This is a genomic window from Salegentibacter sp. UBA1130, from assembly GCF_002311535.1.
GTDB classification, from domain to species: domain Bacteria; phylum Bacteroidota; class Bacteroidia; order Flavobacteriales; family Flavobacteriaceae; genus Salegentibacter; species Salegentibacter agarivorans.
This window is the reverse complement of the sequence record NZ_DCAP01000023.1, coordinates 19764-38636: the sequence shown is the minus strand read 5'-3', so window position 1 is coordinate 38636 and position 18873 is coordinate 19764. Positions and strand designations below refer to the sequence as shown.

At 36.7% G+C, this 18873-nt stretch carries 16 protein-coding genes; 7 read left to right on the top strand and 9 right to left on the bottom strand.

What is annotated here, in order from left to right:
• The 3 genes from B4F31_RS09330 to B4F31_RS09320 all read left to right on the top strand — a co-directional run.
• Window positions 1–3295: HYR domain-containing protein (locus tag B4F31_RS09330; RefSeq protein ID WP_286761175.1), on the top strand; the 3295-nt coding region annotated here is incomplete at its 5' end.
• A 12-nt stretch (window positions 3296–3307) separates the two neighbouring features.
• Window positions 3308–4219 carry a PorP/SprF family type IX secretion system membrane protein gene (locus B4F31_RS09325; RefSeq protein WP_286761174.1) on the top strand — a complete coding sequence of 304 codons (912 nt, stop codon included), beginning with the start codon at window positions 3308–3310 and terminating at the stop codon, window positions 4217–4219.
• Window positions 4220–4236: 17 nt separating this feature from the next.
• The gene (locus B4F31_RS09320) at window positions 4237–6099 is read left to right on the top strand and encodes an OmpA family protein (protein ID WP_286761173.1); all 1863 of its coding nucleotides are present in this window, start codon (window positions 4237–4239) and stop codon (window positions 6097–6099) included.
• A gap of 82 nt (window positions 6100–6181) precedes the next feature.
• Here B4F31_RS09320 and B4F31_RS09315 read toward each other — a convergent pair whose 3' ends face one another.
• The 5 genes from B4F31_RS09315 to pyrR all read right to left on the bottom strand — a co-directional run bounded on the left by B4F31_RS09315 (window position 6182) and on the right by pyrR (window position 9640).
• A complete protein-coding gene (locus tag B4F31_RS09315) occupies window positions 6182–6688 on the bottom strand; it encodes a CAP domain-containing protein (RefSeq protein ID WP_093306037.1) in 507 nt (168 codons plus the stop codon).
• 180 nt (window positions 6689–6868) lie between these two features.
• The gene (locus B4F31_RS09310) at window positions 6869–7777 is read right to left on the bottom strand and encodes a ribonuclease Z (protein WP_286761172.1); all 909 of its coding nucleotides are present in this window, start codon (window positions 7775–7777) and stop codon (window positions 6869–6871) included.
• Between the two features lie 10 nt (window positions 7778–7787).
• Window positions 7788–8120, bottom strand: coding sequence for a ribonuclease Z (locus B4F31_RS09305; RefSeq protein ID WP_286761171.1), 333 nt, complete (start codon window positions 8118–8120; stop codon window positions 7788–7790).
• Between the two features lie 42 nt (window positions 8121–8162).
• Entirely contained in the window at window positions 8163–9092 is a 930-nt protein-coding gene (locus B4F31_RS09300; protein WP_286761170.1) for an aspartate carbamoyltransferase catalytic subunit, read from the bottom strand.
• Window positions 9093–9100: 8 nt separating this feature from the next.
• A complete protein-coding gene (pyrR, locus tag B4F31_RS09295; protein WP_286761169.1) occupies window positions 9101–9640 on the bottom strand; it encodes a bifunctional pyr operon transcriptional regulator/uracil phosphoribosyltransferase PyrR in 540 nt (179 codons plus the stop codon).
• 247 nt (window positions 9641–9887) lie between these two features.
• Between pyrR and B4F31_RS09290 the strand changes: the two genes are divergently transcribed.
• Both B4F31_RS09290 and B4F31_RS09285 read left to right on the top strand, forming a co-directional pair.
• A complete protein-coding gene (locus B4F31_RS09290) occupies window positions 9888–10211 on the top strand; it encodes a phosphoribosylpyrophosphate synthetase (RefSeq protein ID WP_286761168.1) in 324 nt (107 codons plus the stop codon).
• Window positions 10212–10389: 178 nt separating this feature from the next.
• A complete protein-coding gene (locus B4F31_RS09285; RefSeq protein ID WP_286761167.1) occupies window positions 10390–11328 on the top strand; it encodes a ring-cleaving dioxygenase in 939 nt (312 codons plus the stop codon).
• A 98-nt stretch (window positions 11329–11426) separates the two neighbouring features.
• On the opposite strand, the gene B4F31_RS09280 is transcribed toward B4F31_RS09285, so the two are convergent.
• The 4 genes from B4F31_RS09280 to ychF all read right to left on the bottom strand — a co-directional run bounded on the left by B4F31_RS09280 (window position 11427) and on the right by ychF (window position 15460).
• On the bottom strand, window positions 11427–12620 hold the full coding sequence (locus B4F31_RS09280) for a hypothetical protein (RefSeq protein ID WP_286761166.1): 1194 nt from the start codon (window positions 12618–12620) through the stop codon (window positions 11427–11429).
• Between the two features lie 82 nt (window positions 12621–12702).
• On the bottom strand, window positions 12703–13437 hold the full coding sequence (locus B4F31_RS09275; RefSeq protein ID WP_286761165.1) for a class I SAM-dependent methyltransferase: 735 nt from the start codon (window positions 13435–13437) through the stop codon (window positions 12703–12705).
• A gap of 94 nt (window positions 13438–13531) precedes the next feature.
• Window positions 13532–14203: a hypothetical protein gene (locus B4F31_RS09270; protein ID WP_286761164.1), complete on the bottom strand. Its 672-nt coding sequence runs from the start codon at window positions 14201–14203 to the stop codon at window positions 13532–13534.
• A 162-nt stretch (window positions 14204–14365) separates the two neighbouring features.
• Window positions 14366–15460 (bottom strand): redox-regulated ATPase YchF, encoded by a 1095-nt coding sequence (gene ychF, locus B4F31_RS09265; RefSeq protein WP_093306021.1) that lies wholly within the window; start codon window positions 15458–15460, stop codon window positions 14366–14368.
• Between the two features lie 224 nt (window positions 15461–15684).
• Between ychF and B4F31_RS09260 the strand changes: the two genes are divergently transcribed.
• Both B4F31_RS09260 and recQ read left to right on the top strand, forming a co-directional pair.
• On the top strand, window positions 15685–16620 hold the full coding sequence (locus tag B4F31_RS09260; protein WP_286761163.1) for a C1 family peptidase: 936 nt from the start codon (window positions 15685–15687) through the stop codon (window positions 16618–16620).
• Between the two features lie 95 nt (window positions 16621–16715).
• Window positions 16716–18833, top strand: a complete 2118-nt coding sequence (recQ, locus tag B4F31_RS09255; protein WP_093306017.1) for a DNA helicase RecQ — start codon at window positions 16716–16718, stop codon at window positions 18831–18833.
• Window positions 18834–18873 lie beyond the last annotated feature (40 nt).

The window sequence follows — 18873 nt, the reverse complement described above, 5'->3', positions numbered from 1 at the left end:
TGAAGAAAATGAAGGAAGTCCGGCGCAACCAGAAGCCATTGTTTCTCAGCAACCAACTTGCGAAGATATTACTGGAACAATTGCAGTAACTACTGAAGCGGGAATTTCTTATACTCTACTTGATGAAAATCAAAACGCACTAAGTAATTCTATCGAAAAAGGGGAATTCCTTGATCTAACAGCCGGAACTTATTTTGTAAAAGCTAAAAATGGAGGTTGTGAAACGATTTCTGAAGTATTAGTAATCGAAGAAAACGAAGGAATTCCAGCGCAACCAGAAGCAATTGTTTCTCAACAACCAACTTGTGAAGATATTACAGGTGCGATTTCGGTAACTACTGTTCAGGGAATCACATATAGCCTGCTTGATGAGAATCAAAACGCTGTAAACAATACCATCGAAAATGGAGAATTTAGCAATCTAGTCGCAGGAACTTATTTCGTTCAGTCTAGCAATGGAGACTGCGAAGCAATTTCCGAAGCAATTATTATTGAAGAAAACGCAGGAAGTCCGGAATCTCCAGTTATTACTTCGGTTACAAATACAACTTGTGGCGAAAGTAATGGTATCATAGAGTTTGAACTTACTGAAAGTTTATCTTATATTTTAAAGGATAGCGAAGAAAATGAATATTCTTACGAAAATGGGATCATTTCAAATTTGACATCCGGAACCTATTACCTGGTAGCTCAAAATAATGATTGCGAATCTACTGTAGAAATAATTGTTGAAGCAGATCTAGACGAAGAGGCACCGGTAATCATCTCATGTCCTACTGATTTAACAAGTGTAAATGCAGACGAGGGAATGTGTTCTGCTTCTAATCTTGAACTTGGAGATCTTGTTGCCGAAGATAATTGTGATTCAGAATTAAGTATAACCAACGATGCTCCGGAAGTATTTGAACCTGGAGAAACAATCGTAACCTGGACGGTAAGCGATAAGTCTGGAAATATAACTACCTGTACTCAAACCATTATTGTAATTGATAACCAGGCTCCGATAATTGCTGAAGTGGAAACTATAAATACCAGTACCGATGCAGATACTTGTGGCGCAATGATAAGCATCAATGCTCCGCAAGCTACTGATAACTGTTCCGTAGGAAATGTAAATGGAACCCGGGATGATAATCAGGCTCTTGATGCTGAATATCCGGTAGGAACAACTATCATTACCTGGACAGCAACTGACGGAAATAGAAACGAAGCTGTGCCAGTTATACAAATTGTAAATGTTGAAGATAACCAGGCTCCGGTAATTGCTGAAGTGGAAACTATAAATAACATTACCGATGCAGACACTTGTGGCGCAATGATAAGCATCAATGCTCCGGAAGCTAAGGATAACTGTTCCGTAGGAAATGTAATTGGAACTCGCGATGATAACCAGGATCTTGATGCTGAATATCCGGTGGGAACTACGAGCATCACCTGGACAGCTACCGATGAAAATGGAAATCAGGCTGAGCCGGTTATACAAACGGTAACGGTAACTGATAACCAGGCACCTTCAATTGAATGTCCTGAAAATATGATTTTTAGTTCTGAAACCAATGTTGATTTTGCTACAGTGAATTTCGAATTTCCTTTAGCAACCGATAATTGTGAAGTGATTGTAGAACAAACCGGCGGACCTATTTCCGGTTCTCAATTTCCTATTGGAACAACCACAGTAACTTTTACGGCAACAGATGGTTCAGGAAATACCAGCAAATGTAGCTTTGATATAACTATTGAAGATACAGAAGATCCTTCTTTAGAATGTCCGTTAGATATTTCAAAAGATATTGATGCCCGTCTATGTGCTGCGGTAGTGGAATTTGAAACTCCTGAAGGTTTTGATAATTCCGGGGATGTTACCGTAGAACAAACCGCTGGCCCGTCTTCAGGAGAGGTATTTCCGGTGGGCACTACAACTATAACTTTTACTGCTTCTGATTCCGCAGGAAATACAACCAGCTGTAGCTTTATTGTAACGGTAATTGATGATCAAGCCCCGGTAATTGTAGATAAAAATGATATCACTGTAAATACCGATCCCGATTTATGTGGTGCGATTGTGGAATATGATATTCCGTCGGCAAGCGATGATTGTGGATTAGAAAGTATAGTCCTTACTAAAGGTTTGGCTCCAGGATCTGAATTTCCTATAGGTCAAACTACAGTCACCTATACCGCTACCGATATTAATGGAAATTCAGCTAATTCCAGCTTTACAGTGACCGTGATAGATAAAGAATCTCCCAAAATCTCCTGTCCGGAAGATATTACCTTAAACGTTGAATTCGGAACTGGCAGCGTAGTGGTAAATTATGAAGCCATTACCGGTTCAGATAATTGCTCAGAAACCAGTATTGAACTAATAGAAGGTTATGCGTCTGGAGAAGAATTTCCTATAGGAGAAACTATCGTGACATATAAAGTTACCGATGCTGCAGGAAATTCTGCTAACTGTTCCTTCACAGTTATTGTAGAAGAAGATTTACAAGAAATTCCTCCAGCACCAGATGCTCCACAAGTTGATTTAATACAGCCAGATTGTGTTACACCAACTGGGGTAATCCTGATTAATATTGAAAACGGACTTACCTATAGCATTGATGGAGAAAATTATTATGCAGTAGATGAATTTACAGCGCTTGAGCCGGGAACTTATTCAATAACGGCAAGGGATGAATTTGATCAAATTTCAGAAGCTACCGTGGTAACTTTAGAAGATCCTGTAGCAAGCGAAATTGAAACCAGCACGATAAGCCTTTGTACTGAAGATATCACTTTCGATTTATTTGAACTGCTGCAGGGAGACTACGACACCTCTGGAACCTGGGTAGATCCAGAAAATACCGGGGCACTAAATCAGGGAACTATTAATCCTGCTTTGCTTCAGGTTGGTACCTATACTTTTAATTATCAGTTAAACAATGGTATTTGTAATTCTACTACAGAAGTTACAGTATCTATCAATGATGATTGTGTGGTTCTACCTTGTAGCCTAGAAGATATTCAATCCAGTATTTCTAAAGCGGTAACACCTAATAACGATAACCATAATGATTATTTCAGTATAGATTTTGCCAGCGAATGTGGCTTCACTTACGATGTAAAGATCTTTAACCGTTGGGGAAGTAAAGTTTACGAAGCTATTAACTATCAAAACGATTGGGATGGATATTCAACAAATTCCATAACCAGTTCAAATCAGTTGCCATCAGGAACTTACTTCTATATCCTGGAAATTAGAAATAGTGGATTTGCCCCTATTCAAGGTTACATCTATTTAGGAACAAAATAAAAAAGAAAGAACATGAAAAATATATATCTACTCATATTTTGTCTTATGTTTTCGGTTTCGGCTTTAGCCCAGCAATTACCGCAATTCACCCAATATATGTACAATACCATTTCTATAAACCCCGCATATGCCGGGAGCCGGGTTGGCTTTTCTATAACTGCTTTAAACCGAAATCAATGGGCCGGTGTAAGCGGGGCGCCAAATACCCAAACCCTTTCGGTGCATTCTCCGCTTACAAACGATAAAGTTGGTCTTGGACTTTCGGTAATTAATGATAAAACCGGATACGAGAATTATACTTATGCTTATGGTGATTTCGCTTATCGTTTAGATTTCAACAATAATATTTCTTTGGCAATGGGATTAAAAGCCGGGATGAGTTATTACAATTTAGATGAAGAATTATTTAATGACCAGCAGGTTCTAAACGATCCCTTTTTTGAAGACCAGTTTAATAAATGGACACCAAATTTTGGGATAGGATTCTATCTCTCAGCGCAAAACTGGTATATAGGAGCTTCTGCACCAAAATTGATTAACAATAACAACCACGAGTATAATGAATTCCTGGCTATGGAGCAGATTCATTATTATTTAACCGGGGGTTATGTTTTTGACCTGAACGAAAATCTAAAATTTAGACCCACATCCTTATTAAAAATGACCAGCGGTTCACCGCTTTCCGTAGATTTTTCGGGAACAATGATTTTTAATGAGAAATTTTACCTGGGCGCCAACTGGCGAATAGATGATGCTTTGGGAGCTTTCCTGGATGTAGAACTTTTTGATGGTTTTAGAGCAGGTTATGCTTACGAATATTCAATTTCTGATATAAGGCCATACACTTCTGGTTCACACGAAATCCTGTTAATTTACGAATTCAGATTTCAAAAAACCAGGTACAAATCTCCCCGATTCTTTTAATATAAATGCCGCCGATTATGAAAAAACAATACTATTTAATTCTATTATTCTTAGTGTTTAGCATAAACCTGCAGGCACAATATGGTAAACAAAAAAAAGCCGATAAGCTATATAGCAATTTTGCTTATACAGAAGCCGTAGATGTTTACAAAGAACTTATAGCAAACGAATATAACCTCAAGGACAACAGGTTAAAACTCGCCGACACTTATATGAAATTAAGAAGTCCCGAAAACGCTGTTTTTTATTATGAAGATGTTTTAGAAGATTCTACAAATATTTCTGCGGAATATTATTACGAATACGCCCAGGCCTTGCGCGGAGCGAAGAGATATGAAGAGTCCCGGGAATGGCTGCAGAAATATTTTGAAAGTCGCGGCGAATCTTCAGCTGAAGCGAATAAAATACTGAACAAGACAAACTCTGCAATCCAAACCACCTACAAACTTCAGAAAAGTGATTTTAATTCAGAATTTAGTGATTTTGGCGCTGTAAAATATAAGGGTGAAACCTATCTTATTTCAGCTCGAAATTCAAAGAATTCAGAAAAAGAATATTCTTGGAACGAGGAACCTTTCTTAGATATTTATAAATTAAATTCCAATGGTGAGGTCTCTCCTATTTCAGGAGAAATTAATACCAAATTACACGATGGCCCAATAAGTTTTAGCCCAAATGGGGAAACTTTATATTTTACCCGAAATAATTATTTCAATAATAAGGAAGGAAAAAGAGATAAAGAAGCTACTAATCATTTAAAGATCTATTCGGCTCAAAAATCTGGAAATAATTGGATGAATATTCAGGAATTACCTTTTAATAGTGATAATTATTCTGTGGGGCACCCAACGGTTTCTCACGATGGAAAAACACTTTATTTTGCTTCTAATATGCCCGGTGGCCAGGGCGGCACCGATCTTTATAAAGTTTCTATAACTGGAAATAATACTTTTGGAGTCCCTGAAAATTTAGGAAGTGAAATTAATACGCCTGAAGATGAAACTTTTCCCTTTATAGATAAAGAAAATGTGCTCAACTTCTCTTCTACCGGTCACGGCGGTTACGGTTTAGCCGATATTTTTAAGACAGATTTAAACGCTGCAAATATTGAAATTCAAAACCTCGGAGAAACCATCAACAGTAATTTAGATGATTTTAGTTATTTTGAAGAAAACGGCGTTAATGCGGGGTTTATAGCATCAAATCGTGAGGGTACAGATAACATTTATAGCTTTAATCAATTGCTTCCCCTGGTATTAAAAGGCAAGGTTACCGATGCTGTAAATGGAAACCCTATTCCCCGGGCTACCATAAGACTTTTTAATAAAAATAATGAAGAAGTTGCTTTTTTGGAATCTAATGAAGATGGAGATTACCAAACCACGGTAAATAGAAATATAGATCTTCCCTTGGAAGCAAAGCAAATTGAATATCAAAATTTTATTGACACTCTGGATACGCGCAATATGGAAGATTCGGAAGAATTAATCTATAATATCGCACTCCAACCGATTGCCGATGTGGAATATCTTGCGGAAATAAATAATATTTATTTCGATTTTGATAAAAGTAATATTAGAGCAGATGCCGCAAAAGAACTGGATAAACTGGTAAAATTAATGAAAGAAGAATATCCAGATTTGGTGATAGAAATTGGTTCCCATACCGATAAACGTGGAAGTGATATTTATAACGATGCTCTAGCCGAAAGACGGGCCAAAGCCACTCGTGATTATTTAATTGCTGAAGGTGTAAGTGGAGAGAGACTTCAAAAACAGGCTTTTGGAGAACGTAAACCCGCCATAGACTGTGACCGCTGTTCCAGTAAGCAGCACCAGCTTAATCGCCGCTCTATGTTTAGCGTGGTTAAGATGGATTAATTTTTTTGAAGTAAATAAAATTAAAAAAGGTTCAGCAAAACGCTGAACCTTTTTTCCTTAATCAATCTATGAAAAACAAATATTACTTTCTTATAAAGATATTGGTGAAATAATTGCGGCCTTCTGCATCATCTACCACAGATACTCCAAAGTGAGAATGGTTTCCTTCAATATTCTTCTTGTGGCCATCACTATTTAACCAGGCATTTACCACTGCTTCTGCAGTACGGTAGCCAAATCCAACATTTTCACTTACAGATTTTGCTCCAACAGCCTCCACCAGATTTTCGTAACGTGCACCAAAATTATCGTGACTTACCTTTCCAACTTCAAGCATATAATAATTATGAGATTCGGCTTCTAAAGAAACTTCAGCAATTGGTTTAAGAGGTTCTAGTTCCAGGCTTTTACGGTGTGCATTAACTAATTCAAGAATACTACTTTCTATTTCAGAATAATTAAAATTAACAATTTCTTCTGCGGTATGATTGTAGGAATTCACTTCATCTTCGATGCTTTCCTTTGCGCAGGAAATCGTTGATATAGAGAGCAAAAGAAGTATTGCAAACCTAAAGGTACTTTTTCTCATAGTTCAGTAAGTTAGACTAGGAAGTTAAAAGTACACTTTTTATCGACTAAAAACATATGTTAAAATGCAGTTCATCGATTTTATTTTAATTTTAACATAAATAGTAAGTTTTATCCTACTAAAAATGAAATTATTAGGAATTCAGAAAATTTAAAATGTAGGAAAATGTAAGGAAAAGTGTTATTCAAAGATAAAAACCTTCCCATCATCGGCAAGATCCACCTCGGGAAAAATACTTGCAGCTTCTTCTCTAAATAAATTGATATTAGAATATCGGGTAGAATAATGGCCAAGAATTAGTTTTTGCACCCCTGCTTCTTTAGCAATTTGGGCAGCTTCTTTAGCCGTACTATGTTTGGTGGGAAAAGCCAGTTCTGCTTTATCTTCAAGAAAAGTAGATTCGTGATATAAAACCGTTGCACCGCTTATCTGTGGAATCATGTTCTGATTAAAAGCGGTATCACTACAATAGGCGTAACTTTTTGTAGGTTCAGGTGGGGCGGTTACTAAATGATTAAGAACCAATTCACCGTTTTCAGAAGTTACATCTTTTCCTTTCTTTAAACTTTTATAAAGGGAAACATCAATATTATATTCAACCGCTTTATTGATAAGCAATTTCCGGTCCCCGGGTTTTTCTTTAAACAAAAAACCATTGGTATAAATTCTATGAATTAAAGGGATAGTTTCTACACTTAGCTTTTCATTTTCATAAATAAGCTGTGGTTTCTTACTGCTCAATTCATGGAAGTAAAGCGGGTAATTAGTCCAGGAATTAGAAAGTTTTAGCTGTAATGTTATAATCTCTTTTATTCCTTTTGGCCCGTAAACGTGTAATTCGGTTTCCCGGTTCAACAATCTAAAGGTAGAAATAAGCCCAACAAGCCCGTAACAATGATCCCCGTGAAGATGTGAAATAAAGACGCGTTTTATCCTGGAAAATTTAATTTTATTCCGCCTTAGTTGTACCTGCGTCCCTTCGCCACAATCAATTAAAAACAATTCGTTCTTAATTTCCAACACCTGAGAAGTGGGATTAGTGAAACTACGGGGAGTAGCAGCGTAACAGCCAAGAATATTGAGCTTCATTCAGTAAAAATTAAACCCCTAAATCCCGTTGAATTTCGTCCATTTGAATAAGATCTTCAGCTTCCCGTAAAGAGGGCACTACCACAATTTCTTCAGGTAGTTCATCTATAGTAACTGCATTACTTATTAAAACAAAAGATTTATTATTCATTTGGTGTGTAGTGGCAATTTCTAAAAATCCCATCACTTCATCTTTTTGAATTTGGTGATAAGCAAGCAAGTTTACAGCCACATTATTATTTTCAAACTCGGTGTGTCTTTGTGTAAGTAACGAAACAAAATCTACAACCGGAGCTTCTAAAGGTTCTATTAAAATATAATTCTCTTTTTCTGAAATCTTCATAGCGTGGTTCTTTGAAATTTAAAGTTAAGGAATTAAAGCCTTTTAGTGGTTTATCTTTGAAGCTAATAAATAAATCACTGCCATTCTAACGGCTACTCCATTTTGTACCTGGTCTAAAATAATCGCATTTTCGGCATCGGCAACATCGCTGGTAATTTCTACTCCGCGATTAATTGGTCCCGGGTGCATTATTACTATTTCTTTATTCAGGCTTTCCAGTATTTTTTTATTTAGCTGAAATTGCTGCGCGTATTCCCTGGTACTGGGAAAATAACTAATATCCATACGCTCGTTTTGAACTCTAAGCATATTTGCCACATCACACCACTCCAGGGCCTTTCTAAGATCGGTCTCTACGCCCACACCTAAAGATTCAATATGTTTTGGCAATAAAGTTTTAGGTCCACAAACCTTAACTTCGGCTCCCTGGAGTTTAAGGGCAAAAATATTTGAAAGCGCTACCCTACTATGCAGAATATCACCAACAATCACTACTTTTTTACCTTTCACTTCACCAAGACGCTCTTTAATAGAGTAGCTGTCTAAAAGCGCCTGGGTAGGATGCTCGTGTGCACCGTCTCCGGCATTAATAATACTGGCTTTTACGTGGCGGGAAAGAAAAATTCCTGCCCCGGGATTGGGGTGCCGCATCACCACCATATCAACTTTCATAGATAAAATATTGTTTACGGTATCTATAAGGGTTTCTCCCTTTTTTACTGAAGAAGATGCAGCCGAAAAATTTACAACATCGGCACTTAAGCGTTTCTCTGCAAGTTCAAAAGAAAGCCGGGTTCTTGTAGAATTTTCAAAAAATAGGTTGGCAATGGTAATATCTCTAAGCGAAGGGACTTTTTTAATGGGCCGGTTAATCACTTCTTTAAAATGATTGGCGGTTTTAAAAATAAGCTCAATATCTTCTTTGGTTAGATATTTAATTCCCAGTAAGTGGTTTACACTTAATTCGCTCATATTTTTAATTATTTAGAAACCAGATAAACCACATCTTCACCATCGTTTTCTTTCCAGTTCACTATTACTTTTTCTTCATTTATAGCATCTACCTGTCGCCCGTTATAATCTGGCTGAATAGGTAAATGACGGCTAAAACGTCTATCTATAAAACTTAATAATTCAATTTCTGCAGGCCTGCCAAAAGATTGTACGGCAGTTAATGCCGCCCTAATGCTGCGGCCGGTGTAAAGAACATCATCTATAAAAACCACTTTTTTATCTTCAACAATAAAATCAATTTTAGTTTTATTCGCTTCAAGCGGTTTGTCACTTCTTCTAAAATCGTCTCGATAAAAAGTGATATCCAGGTGACCGTATTTTAAATCTTCAATCTTGTATTCTTCTTCCAGAATTTTTATAATTCTTTTAGCAAGAAAAACACCTCGCGGTTGGATTCCTATAATTACGGTATTTTTAAAATCGGTGTGATTTTCAACTAACTGGCAGGCAAGACGGTGTAAAATAATATTTATTTCAACAGCATTCAGTAATGTTCTTTGGCCCATAGTTTAGTTGCAAAAAATAAAAGTTCTGTCACAAAAGTAAGCTTTTTTATTTTTTTCTGAAGTTGAATAGACTTCAGTTTTAAATCTTTTTACTGAAGAACTTAAACTGATATTCTTTTATTCAATTGAAGGTTAAAATTAGTATTTAAACATACACTGAAGTTTTTATATATTAAATAAAACTCTGATTTTCAATAGTTTTATAGATTAAAATTAAGTAATTTTATAGTATTAAATAGATGAAATTATGTTGGTAGAAAGACACTATTACGATACTGTAAGCCAGGCAATGAATGGTCTTGCTGCTCGAGGTTATACCACCGACTTTAAATTAGAGCCGGAAAAGGATAAAATTGTAGCTCCACAGCGTTCCCTTGAACTTTCTCCTGAAGATTTTGAAATTGATGAAATCTACCGTTTTGAAGGGATCACAGATCCAGGTGATGAAATGATTGTTTACGCCATTTCTTCTCACAATCATAAAATAAAAGGCGTTTTGGTAAATGCTTTTGGAACTTATTCTGATTCTAATACCTACGATATTGTAAAGCGTCTGCATAAACACCTTTAGATCTTCCTAAATGGATTTTCACTGAATCCCAATAAATTCTTTAATTTTATAGAGCTATTGAATTTAAATTTTTAGCTCCGGTTTCAGCTGAAATTCCTGAATTTCAGTTATCGGTTATTTTTTACCAATAATTTAACCCAGGATGAGGCAGGTTTTTACTTAATTGAAACAAAAAATTATGGAAGATAAAATACTTGGTTTACACCATATTACTGCAATTGCCGGAGATGCGCAACGCAATTACGATTTTTACACCAAAGTTCTAGGATTACGAATGGTTAAGAAAACGGTGAATTTTGATGATCCTAAAACTTATCATTTTTATTTTGGCGATAAAGTTGGCTCTCCTGGAAGCATTTTAACTTTTTTCCCGTGGCCACGAGTTAAGCAGGGGAAAAACGGCGTGGGAATGGCCACCGAAATAGGTTATTCGGTTCCGGAAGGCAGCCTCGATTTCTGGCAGGAGCGCTTTGAAAAACACGGAGTGGAGTTTGGAAAAATCAGGGAGCAGTTTGGAGAACAATATTTACCTTTTAGAGATCCCGACGGGCTCAATTTAAAACTAATTGTCACTAACCACCAGGATAACCGCGAGGCCTGGGAAACCGATGAAATTAAAAGCGATGTGGCTTTAAAAGGTTTTCATAGTGTAACTCTTACGCTATTTAATGTTGGTCCTACTGCCAGTATTCTAACAGATATTTTTGACTACGAACTCGAAGAAAAATCAGGTGAATTTTATAGATACAAAACTAGTGCAGTAGAAAATGCTGCTATAATTGATATTCACGAAGACCCAACAGCCGACCGTGGAATTAACGCCGGTGGTACTAATCACCATATCGCTTTTCGGGTAAAAGATGAAGAAACCCAAATGCGCTTTAGGGAAAAAATTATTCAGAAAGGTTTACAAATCACTGAAAAAATAGATAGGGATTATTTCTATTCGCTCTATTTTAGAGAACCGGGCGGAGTTTTATTTGAAATTGCTACCGATAATCCCGGCTTTACAAGAGATGAAAGCCTTGAAGAACTTGGAAGCAACCTAAAATTACCTGAACAATATGAAGGTTCCAGAGATAGGATTGAAAAACTCCTGCCTGAATTAAAACAATAGACAAACATAAAAGACTATCTGAGAATCTTAACGTCATCCTGAATTTATTTCAGGATCTAAGATTCTTAGATAGTCTTTATCAATAAGGAAGAAAACCCCTACTCTACTACATACATCTCGTTAGATGCTTTAATATATTCCTGCGGATTAAAAGTAGACTCAAAACTGTTTCGCACCACATTAAGTTTCGTTTTAAGATCGGCGATTTTAGTTTTTAAATATTCATCGTTCTCGTATTTCTTAATAAGCGAATCATATTTCTTTAAATTTTCAAGAATTCTAAAAGTAATAGTTCCAAAACGTATCTTTAAATTTTGTACCGCGATCATCTGGTCGTGATAATCCTGTTTCCAGTTTTCAGGATTTTTAGCTTTTTCTTCAGCTATTTTATTTTCAGCAATTTTAGAAATATCTAAAATATACTGCGTACGTTTTTTTGCGTCGGTTTCATTGGTGAAATTACGATCAAACTCGGTTGGATCTATTTCCAGGATTTGTACTAGATTTTCCTGCATTGCCTTTTCCTGTAGCTCTTTTAATTCATCCAGGTTTTTATTAATAGATTCCCACTCGGTTTCTATAAGATCCTTATCGTGGGTAAATTGCGCCACAGTTGTGGTTAGTTTCAGCATTTCTGTACTTTGCTGTTTCAGTTTTTTATCGCCCCAACCAAGAGAATTTATAAAGCTTCCAATTCCGTCAAAAACGGTTCCGGCAAACATTCCAGTAAAAGGCGTTCCCTGGGCAAGATCTCCAGTTACATTTAGAATATGGCTTAATGCAGAAAGCCGGGCATCATTTTTCTTTTCATCTTCAATAAACTTTCTAAACTCGCCAAACCACTCCTGGTAACCTTCATAATGCATTGGGTTACTCACCTGGTCTAAAGTTGCATAAAATTCACGGGAAGCATTAAAAAGATTTAGCGGCTTAATTTCGCGTTCCATAGATGCTAAATTTAGCACGGCAGAACTATAATTATATTTGTAAACGCTAATGGTATTTTTGTCTATTTCTTCCTGACGTTCTTCAAGGAATTTAACACGTTCCAGAAGTTTTTCTACTTTTTCTGCAGAAGAATTCGTATTTTGAATACTTTCATCAAGATTGCTAATTTTTGAATCTATTTCTTTAATTCTAAATTCCAGATTCTGACTTAACAAACTGCGTTCTCTATTAAGCTCCTGGAGCACCTGCTGGGTTACCGATTGGTCATCGGCAAAGCTTTGTGCCAATGAATTCTGAAAAAACATACCCGTAAAACACAGGAAAATAAAACCTAATTTATTCATTATCAATTATTTTAATCAGCTAATTTATTCATTTATAACGACTGGAAGATAATCATATTCTATGCCAGTTCAATTTTTAATTTTAATCATTCAATTTTCCCAGCCTGAGAAGAATGGGAAAAACTATTTTATTTTTATTTCCAAAGGCGGTTTTAAGTTCATTTTTAATCAAATTTACAGGATTTACACCCTTTTCTTTTTCATAGTGTTTTACAGCGCTCCAGGTTTCTAAGTATCCTATTAAATGATCAAAGCTCCATTGGTATTCCTGCTGAAACGCAGGTGTTTCAATTTCCTGAAAAGGAAAAGGAATTGTTTGATATTTCTCATCTAAATAGCGCCTTTCTTCATCCCAAAACGGGCCAATAATATCTTTATAAAATTTATGAATCAGCTTATCTGTTTCCAAATTACTTTTAAATAAGGAATAACCTATTATCGCAATAATTCCATTAGGCTTTAAAACCCGCTCTACTTCATTGTAAAAAGTTTTAAAATTGAACCAGTGAACGGCCTGCGCCACAGTAATAAGATCAAAAGTTTTATCCTGAAAGTTTGTTTCCTCAGCCCGTTGCACAGAATAATGAATAGTAGGCTTCCTTACTGCATTTTCTAACTGTTGCTTACTAATATCTGTAGCTTCTACTTTTTGAAAGAAATCTGCTAATTCTCCTGCTACCTGGCCATTTCCCGTTCCGCAGTCCCAGGCGGTTTCAGTTGCAGTTAATTTTTCATTCAAAAATTCATATAATTCCTGCGGATAAGCAGGTCTGTACCTTGCATAAGACGAAGATTGAGTAGAAAAATTATCTTTCATTAAAATATAATTTCAATTAAAAATAAGTAAAATAAAGACAAAAAAAGAACCGTCTAAAAAGACGGTTCTTATAAATATTATAATCTAAATTTTTCTATTGATTTACATCAAGGGTATCTGGCTCCTGGCTATAATCTGATTCATCTAATGCGCCCGGATTCACCTTCATTGTACCATCCTCTGTTGGCGCGTCCATATCTTCCATAACATCTGCAGCCTTATGGAAGAAATTACGCAACTTTTCTTTCGCGTTATCAGCTTGCATATCAATATTCTGAAGTTCAACTTTCAAGTCATCTACTTCTTCAGAAAGTTCATCATAAGCATTTTCCTGGAGTTTTTCAAGGGAAGCTATGGCAGTTTGCAATTGTGCGTTCATATCATCTGCCGGTTGGCTTAGACTATCGCCAATAACTTCAAGCTTTTCATCGGCCTGCATTCCAAAATCTCTACTTCTTTCTGAAACTGCAGCTGCAAATTTTTGCAAAGCTGTTTCAGGATCAATTTCTTCCTGCATTTCTTCATATTCATCATCTCCATCTACATAGGTAAGATAATCTGCTACCGCATTAGTTTGATAAGCATAATTAGACATAGTATCCTCCTCAATCTCCAGGGTTTGTTCGATTTCTATCTCTGCATCATCGGCTTTTTTATTACCATCATTACAGGCAAATAAAAGCCCGGAAGCCATAACTATAAGTCCGGTTTTTTTAACAAAAGCCAGTGTTTTAAGTTTAGATTCAAAATTCTTTCTCAGTTTCATAGTTTCCTATTTTGGTTGTTTTACTTAAAATTAAGAAATAAATAAAAGCTGAACTTAGCACGAATGATAAACTATTTCTAAAAATTTAGATAAAATTCTAATTTTAGTTAAATTCGAGTGAATAAGTATAAAAAAGGCAAAATTATCTTAAAAAATTGCGATTTACACGTTGAATCTAAAGTGCATTACATCGCCATCCTGTACAATATACTCTTTACCTTCTACTCGCATTTTACCGGCTTCTTTTACCTTAGCTTCGCTTCCAAAACTGTCAAAATCGGCATAAGAAATTACCTCAGCGCGAATAAATCCTTTTTCAAAATCGGTATGAATTACTCCGGCTGCCTGTGGCGCAGTAGCTCCTACAGGAATAGTCCAGGCGCGTACTTCTTTAACTCCCGCGGTAAAATAGGTTTGGAGGTTTAATAATTCGTAAGCTCCACGAATTAATTTGGCAGAACCAGGTTCTTCGAGACCAATATCCTGAAGAAACATTTGTCTTTCTTCAAAATCATCAAGCTCGGTAATATCAGCTTCAGTTCCTACGGCAAGTACCAAAACTTCAGCATTTTCTTCTTTTACAGCTTCTCTTACACGATCTACGTGGGCGTTTCCATCTACCGCCGCATCTTCATCTACATTACAAACGTACATCACCGGCTTATCGGTAATAAATTGAAGCGGTTTTATAAAATCTTTTCTTTCTTCTTCGGTTAAATCTATAGCCCTAACAGATTTCCCTGCTTCCAGACCTTCTTTAACCTTAGTAAGTGCAGCTTCTTCTTTTTGGGCCTCTTTATTCCCGGTACGGGCAGCACGCTTTACTTTCTCCAACTTTTTCTCTGCTGTTTCAAGGTCTTTTAGCTGAAGCTCCATATCTATGGTTTCCTTGTCCCGAATAGGATCTATAGAACCATCTACGTGCACAATATTATCGTTCTCAAAACAACGCAAAACATGTAGAATGGCATCGGTTTCACGAATATTTCCAAGAAACTGGTTCCCCAATCCTTCGCCTTTACTAGCGCCTTTTACCAAACCGGCAATATCTACAATTTCTACTGTGGCCGGCTGTACTTTTTCGGGTTTAACCAAACTTTCCAATCGTTGAATCCTGGGATCTGGAACATTCACTACCCCAACATTAGGTTCTATGGTACAAAAAGGAAAATTCGCACTCTGTGCCTTTGCATTAGAGAGACAATTAAATAGCGTTGATTTTCCTACGTTTGGTAATCCTACAATTCCGGCTTTCATAGTAATGATTTTTTGCGGCTGCAAATGTACATATTTTCTAGTGTAGCGACTAATTTCTTTTTATCTACCAAAGCAATTCAGCTCAAATTATCAATATTTCCCTAATGCCGACATTATTTGTATGTTTATTGCTGTTATATGTTGAAAGCTTTTCAGAAATAATTCAATTGGAATACCAATTATTTCTTTCTGAATTATGTCGAATTAAAATAACTCGAATTGCTATGAAAAAAATTCAAATTTTACTGCTCGCACTCTCATTGAGCCTTGCAGGATGCTATACTGACAGAGACGATCTAGATACCGATGGTAGTAATCCTGAAGTTCCAGAAATTCCCCAGGAAACTGAAAATCAGTTTGTTTCTGAAGACGGTGAGATTTATTCCACCGGACTTGAATGTACAGGCAACGGTGATTATAATATAGATACTGAAAACCTACTGGAAGGCCTGGTTGTTCCCGATACATTACCGGCTGCTTTTGATCTTTCTGAAAACCTTCCACCGGTTGGCGATCAAGGTGAATTGGGAGCCTGCGTTTCCTGGGCAACGAATTACTATATGAAATCTTTCCAAGAAAAAATCGAATCCGGTTTACCATATTCTGAAGCTGCTATATTTAGTCCGTCTTATACATATAACCAACTTACCACCGATGAATGCGGCGGAACTTCAATTCCTGAAACTTTGGCTTTAATAGAAGAACAGGGAGCCGCCACTTTAGAACTTTTCCCATATACTGGTAATGAATGCGAAACCCAACCCGACGAAGCTGTAATTGAAGCCGCCGAAGAAGCAAGAATAGCTTATTATAAAGGTTTAAGCGGGGAAAATATGCTAGCTGAAATGAAAGCGCTAATTATCCAGCAACAGCCTATTGTTATAGGCGCTGTGCTTTCGCCCGAGTTTGGGAAAACCGATAGTTTTGGTTTGAGTGCATATCGCGAACACGCGGTAAATTACGATGATGTAACCTGCCACGCGATGTTGGTGGTTGGTTTTGATGATGAAGTAAACGCTTTTAAGGTTGTAAATTCCTGGGGAGAAAGCTGGGGCGATAATGGTTTTGTGTGGATAGATTATCAAGCTTTTGAAAATGTTAGTGAAGAAGACGCGCCTTTTAAAGTTATTAACCAGGCTTATGTGGCTTACGATCTTTAGATCGCTTATAAGTCACAGTTTAAAAAATAAGTGTTTTCCCATAATTTAAACGCAAGAGGGTTTGTGAATTGTCACTTTGCCCTAACTTTGCAGCTATGGAAAATAACCGGGTTTTACATACGCTTAAAGAATATTTTGGATTTGATAGTTTCAGACCGCTTCAAAAAAAGATAATCGATTCGGTTTTTGAAGGCAAAGATAACCTGGTAATTATGCCAACCGGTGGTGGAAAATCTATTTGTTACCAGCTTCCGGCCATTTTACTTCCTGAAATCACCCTGGTAATTTCACCGCTTATCGCATTGATGAAAGACCAGGTAGACGGACTTACTGCGAATGGAGTTCCAGCGGCATTTTTAAATAGTAGCCAAACCGAAAGCCAGCAACAGGAAATCTTTAAAAAAATTGATTCCAAAGAATTAAAACTGCTTTATGTTGCTCCAGAAAGTCTACAGTTCGTAGACCGTTTTATGAGTGACGGCAAAATAAGTTTGATCGCGGTAGATGAAGCACATTGTATCTCCAGCTGGGGCCACGATTTTAGACCGGCTTATACGCAACTAGGCTATTTAAAAAATCGCTTTCCCACTACTCCAATGATCGCGCTAACTGCCACAGCCGATAAAGCTACGCGAGAAGATATTTGCCGACAATTAAATATTCCCAATGCCGAAAAGCACATCGCTTCGTTTGATAGGAAAAACCTGAGTTTAGATGTTCGGCCCGGAATTAAGCGCTTTGAGCAAATCACCAATTTCGTAAAAACCCGAAAAAAGGAAAGCGGAATTATCTACTGCCTAAGTAGAAAAAACACCGAGGAAATTGCTGAAAAACTGCAGCGAAAAGGTTTTGAAGCGGAAGCTTACCACGCAGGTTTACCAGCAGAGAAACGTATCGAAATTCAGGATAATTTTATCAATGATAATTCAAAGGTTATTTGTGCTACCATCGCTTTTGGGATGGGCATCGATAAATCTAATATTCGGTGGGTAATTCATTACAATATGCCCAAAAACCTGGAAGGCTATTACCAGGAAATTGGTCGTGCAGGGCGTGATGGTCTGCCTTCAGACACTATGCTTTTTCATAGTTATGCCGATGTAGTGCAGTTGCAAAAATTCGCTTCCAACTCGGGAAATGAAGAAGTACAACTTGCAAAGCTAGACCGAATGAAACAATATTCAGAAGCCTTAAGTTGCCGCCGAAAAATATTGCTGAGTTATTTTGGAGAATTAAAGCAGGAAGATTGTGGCAACTGTGATATTTGTAAGAATCCACCGCAGTTTTTTGATGGAACGGTAATCGCTCAAAAAGCACTTTCGTGTATTTTCAGGCTAAAAGAAAACGAACCCATTACTGTGCTTATAGATGTGCTTCGCGGTTCACAAAATGAGTCGGTTTTCAGTAAAAATTATCAGCAAATTAAAACCTTTGGGATTGGAAAAGATATTTCCTGGCACCACTGGCAGCAGTATATTATTCAGCTTATCAACCTTGGTTATGTAGAAATCGCTTTTCACCGTGGCAATAATTTACAGCTTACCGCATTGGCTAAAAATGTTTTGTTTGAAGGCGAAAAAGTCCAACTTGCTGAAGTTCCTGACCGTAAAAAATTGAAACGAAGGGAAGAAACAGAAGTTTCAGAAAAAACTTCAGATAATTCCCTTTTTGAAAAACTAAGACAGTTAAGGTTAAAAATTGCTCGTGAAGAAGAAATTCCCGCCTACCTCATCTTTAACGATGCTACGCTTAAAGAAATGGAGAAATCCCGACCGATGACCGATGATGAATTTCTCCAGATAAACGGAGTAGGAAGGCAAAAAATGCAGGATTACGGTTACGAATTCATAAAGGAGATCATCGCTTTTAGTAAAAAAAAACGTAGCACTAAAAAACGTAAAAAAGCGAATACTTATAAGGCTACACTTGGCTTATTGAACGAAGGTTTAAACCTGGAAGAAATCGCTAAAAAGCGAGAACTGGCCATCACTACTATTTATTCACATTTAGCAAAATTATATGCTGAAAATGAAGATGTAGATCCTATGAAATATATTTCTAAAGCCGATTTTAAAGCTATTGAAAAAGCTAAAATTGAACTTAAGAACCCAGAAGGTTTAAAACCATATTTTGAACATTTTGAAGAAGCAATAGATTACGGCACCATCAGATTAGCTTTAGCTGTTTTAGAAAAAGAAGAAGCGAAAGTTTAAAAATCTTCGAGCCCAATTTTATTTAAAAGCAAGCCCGAGG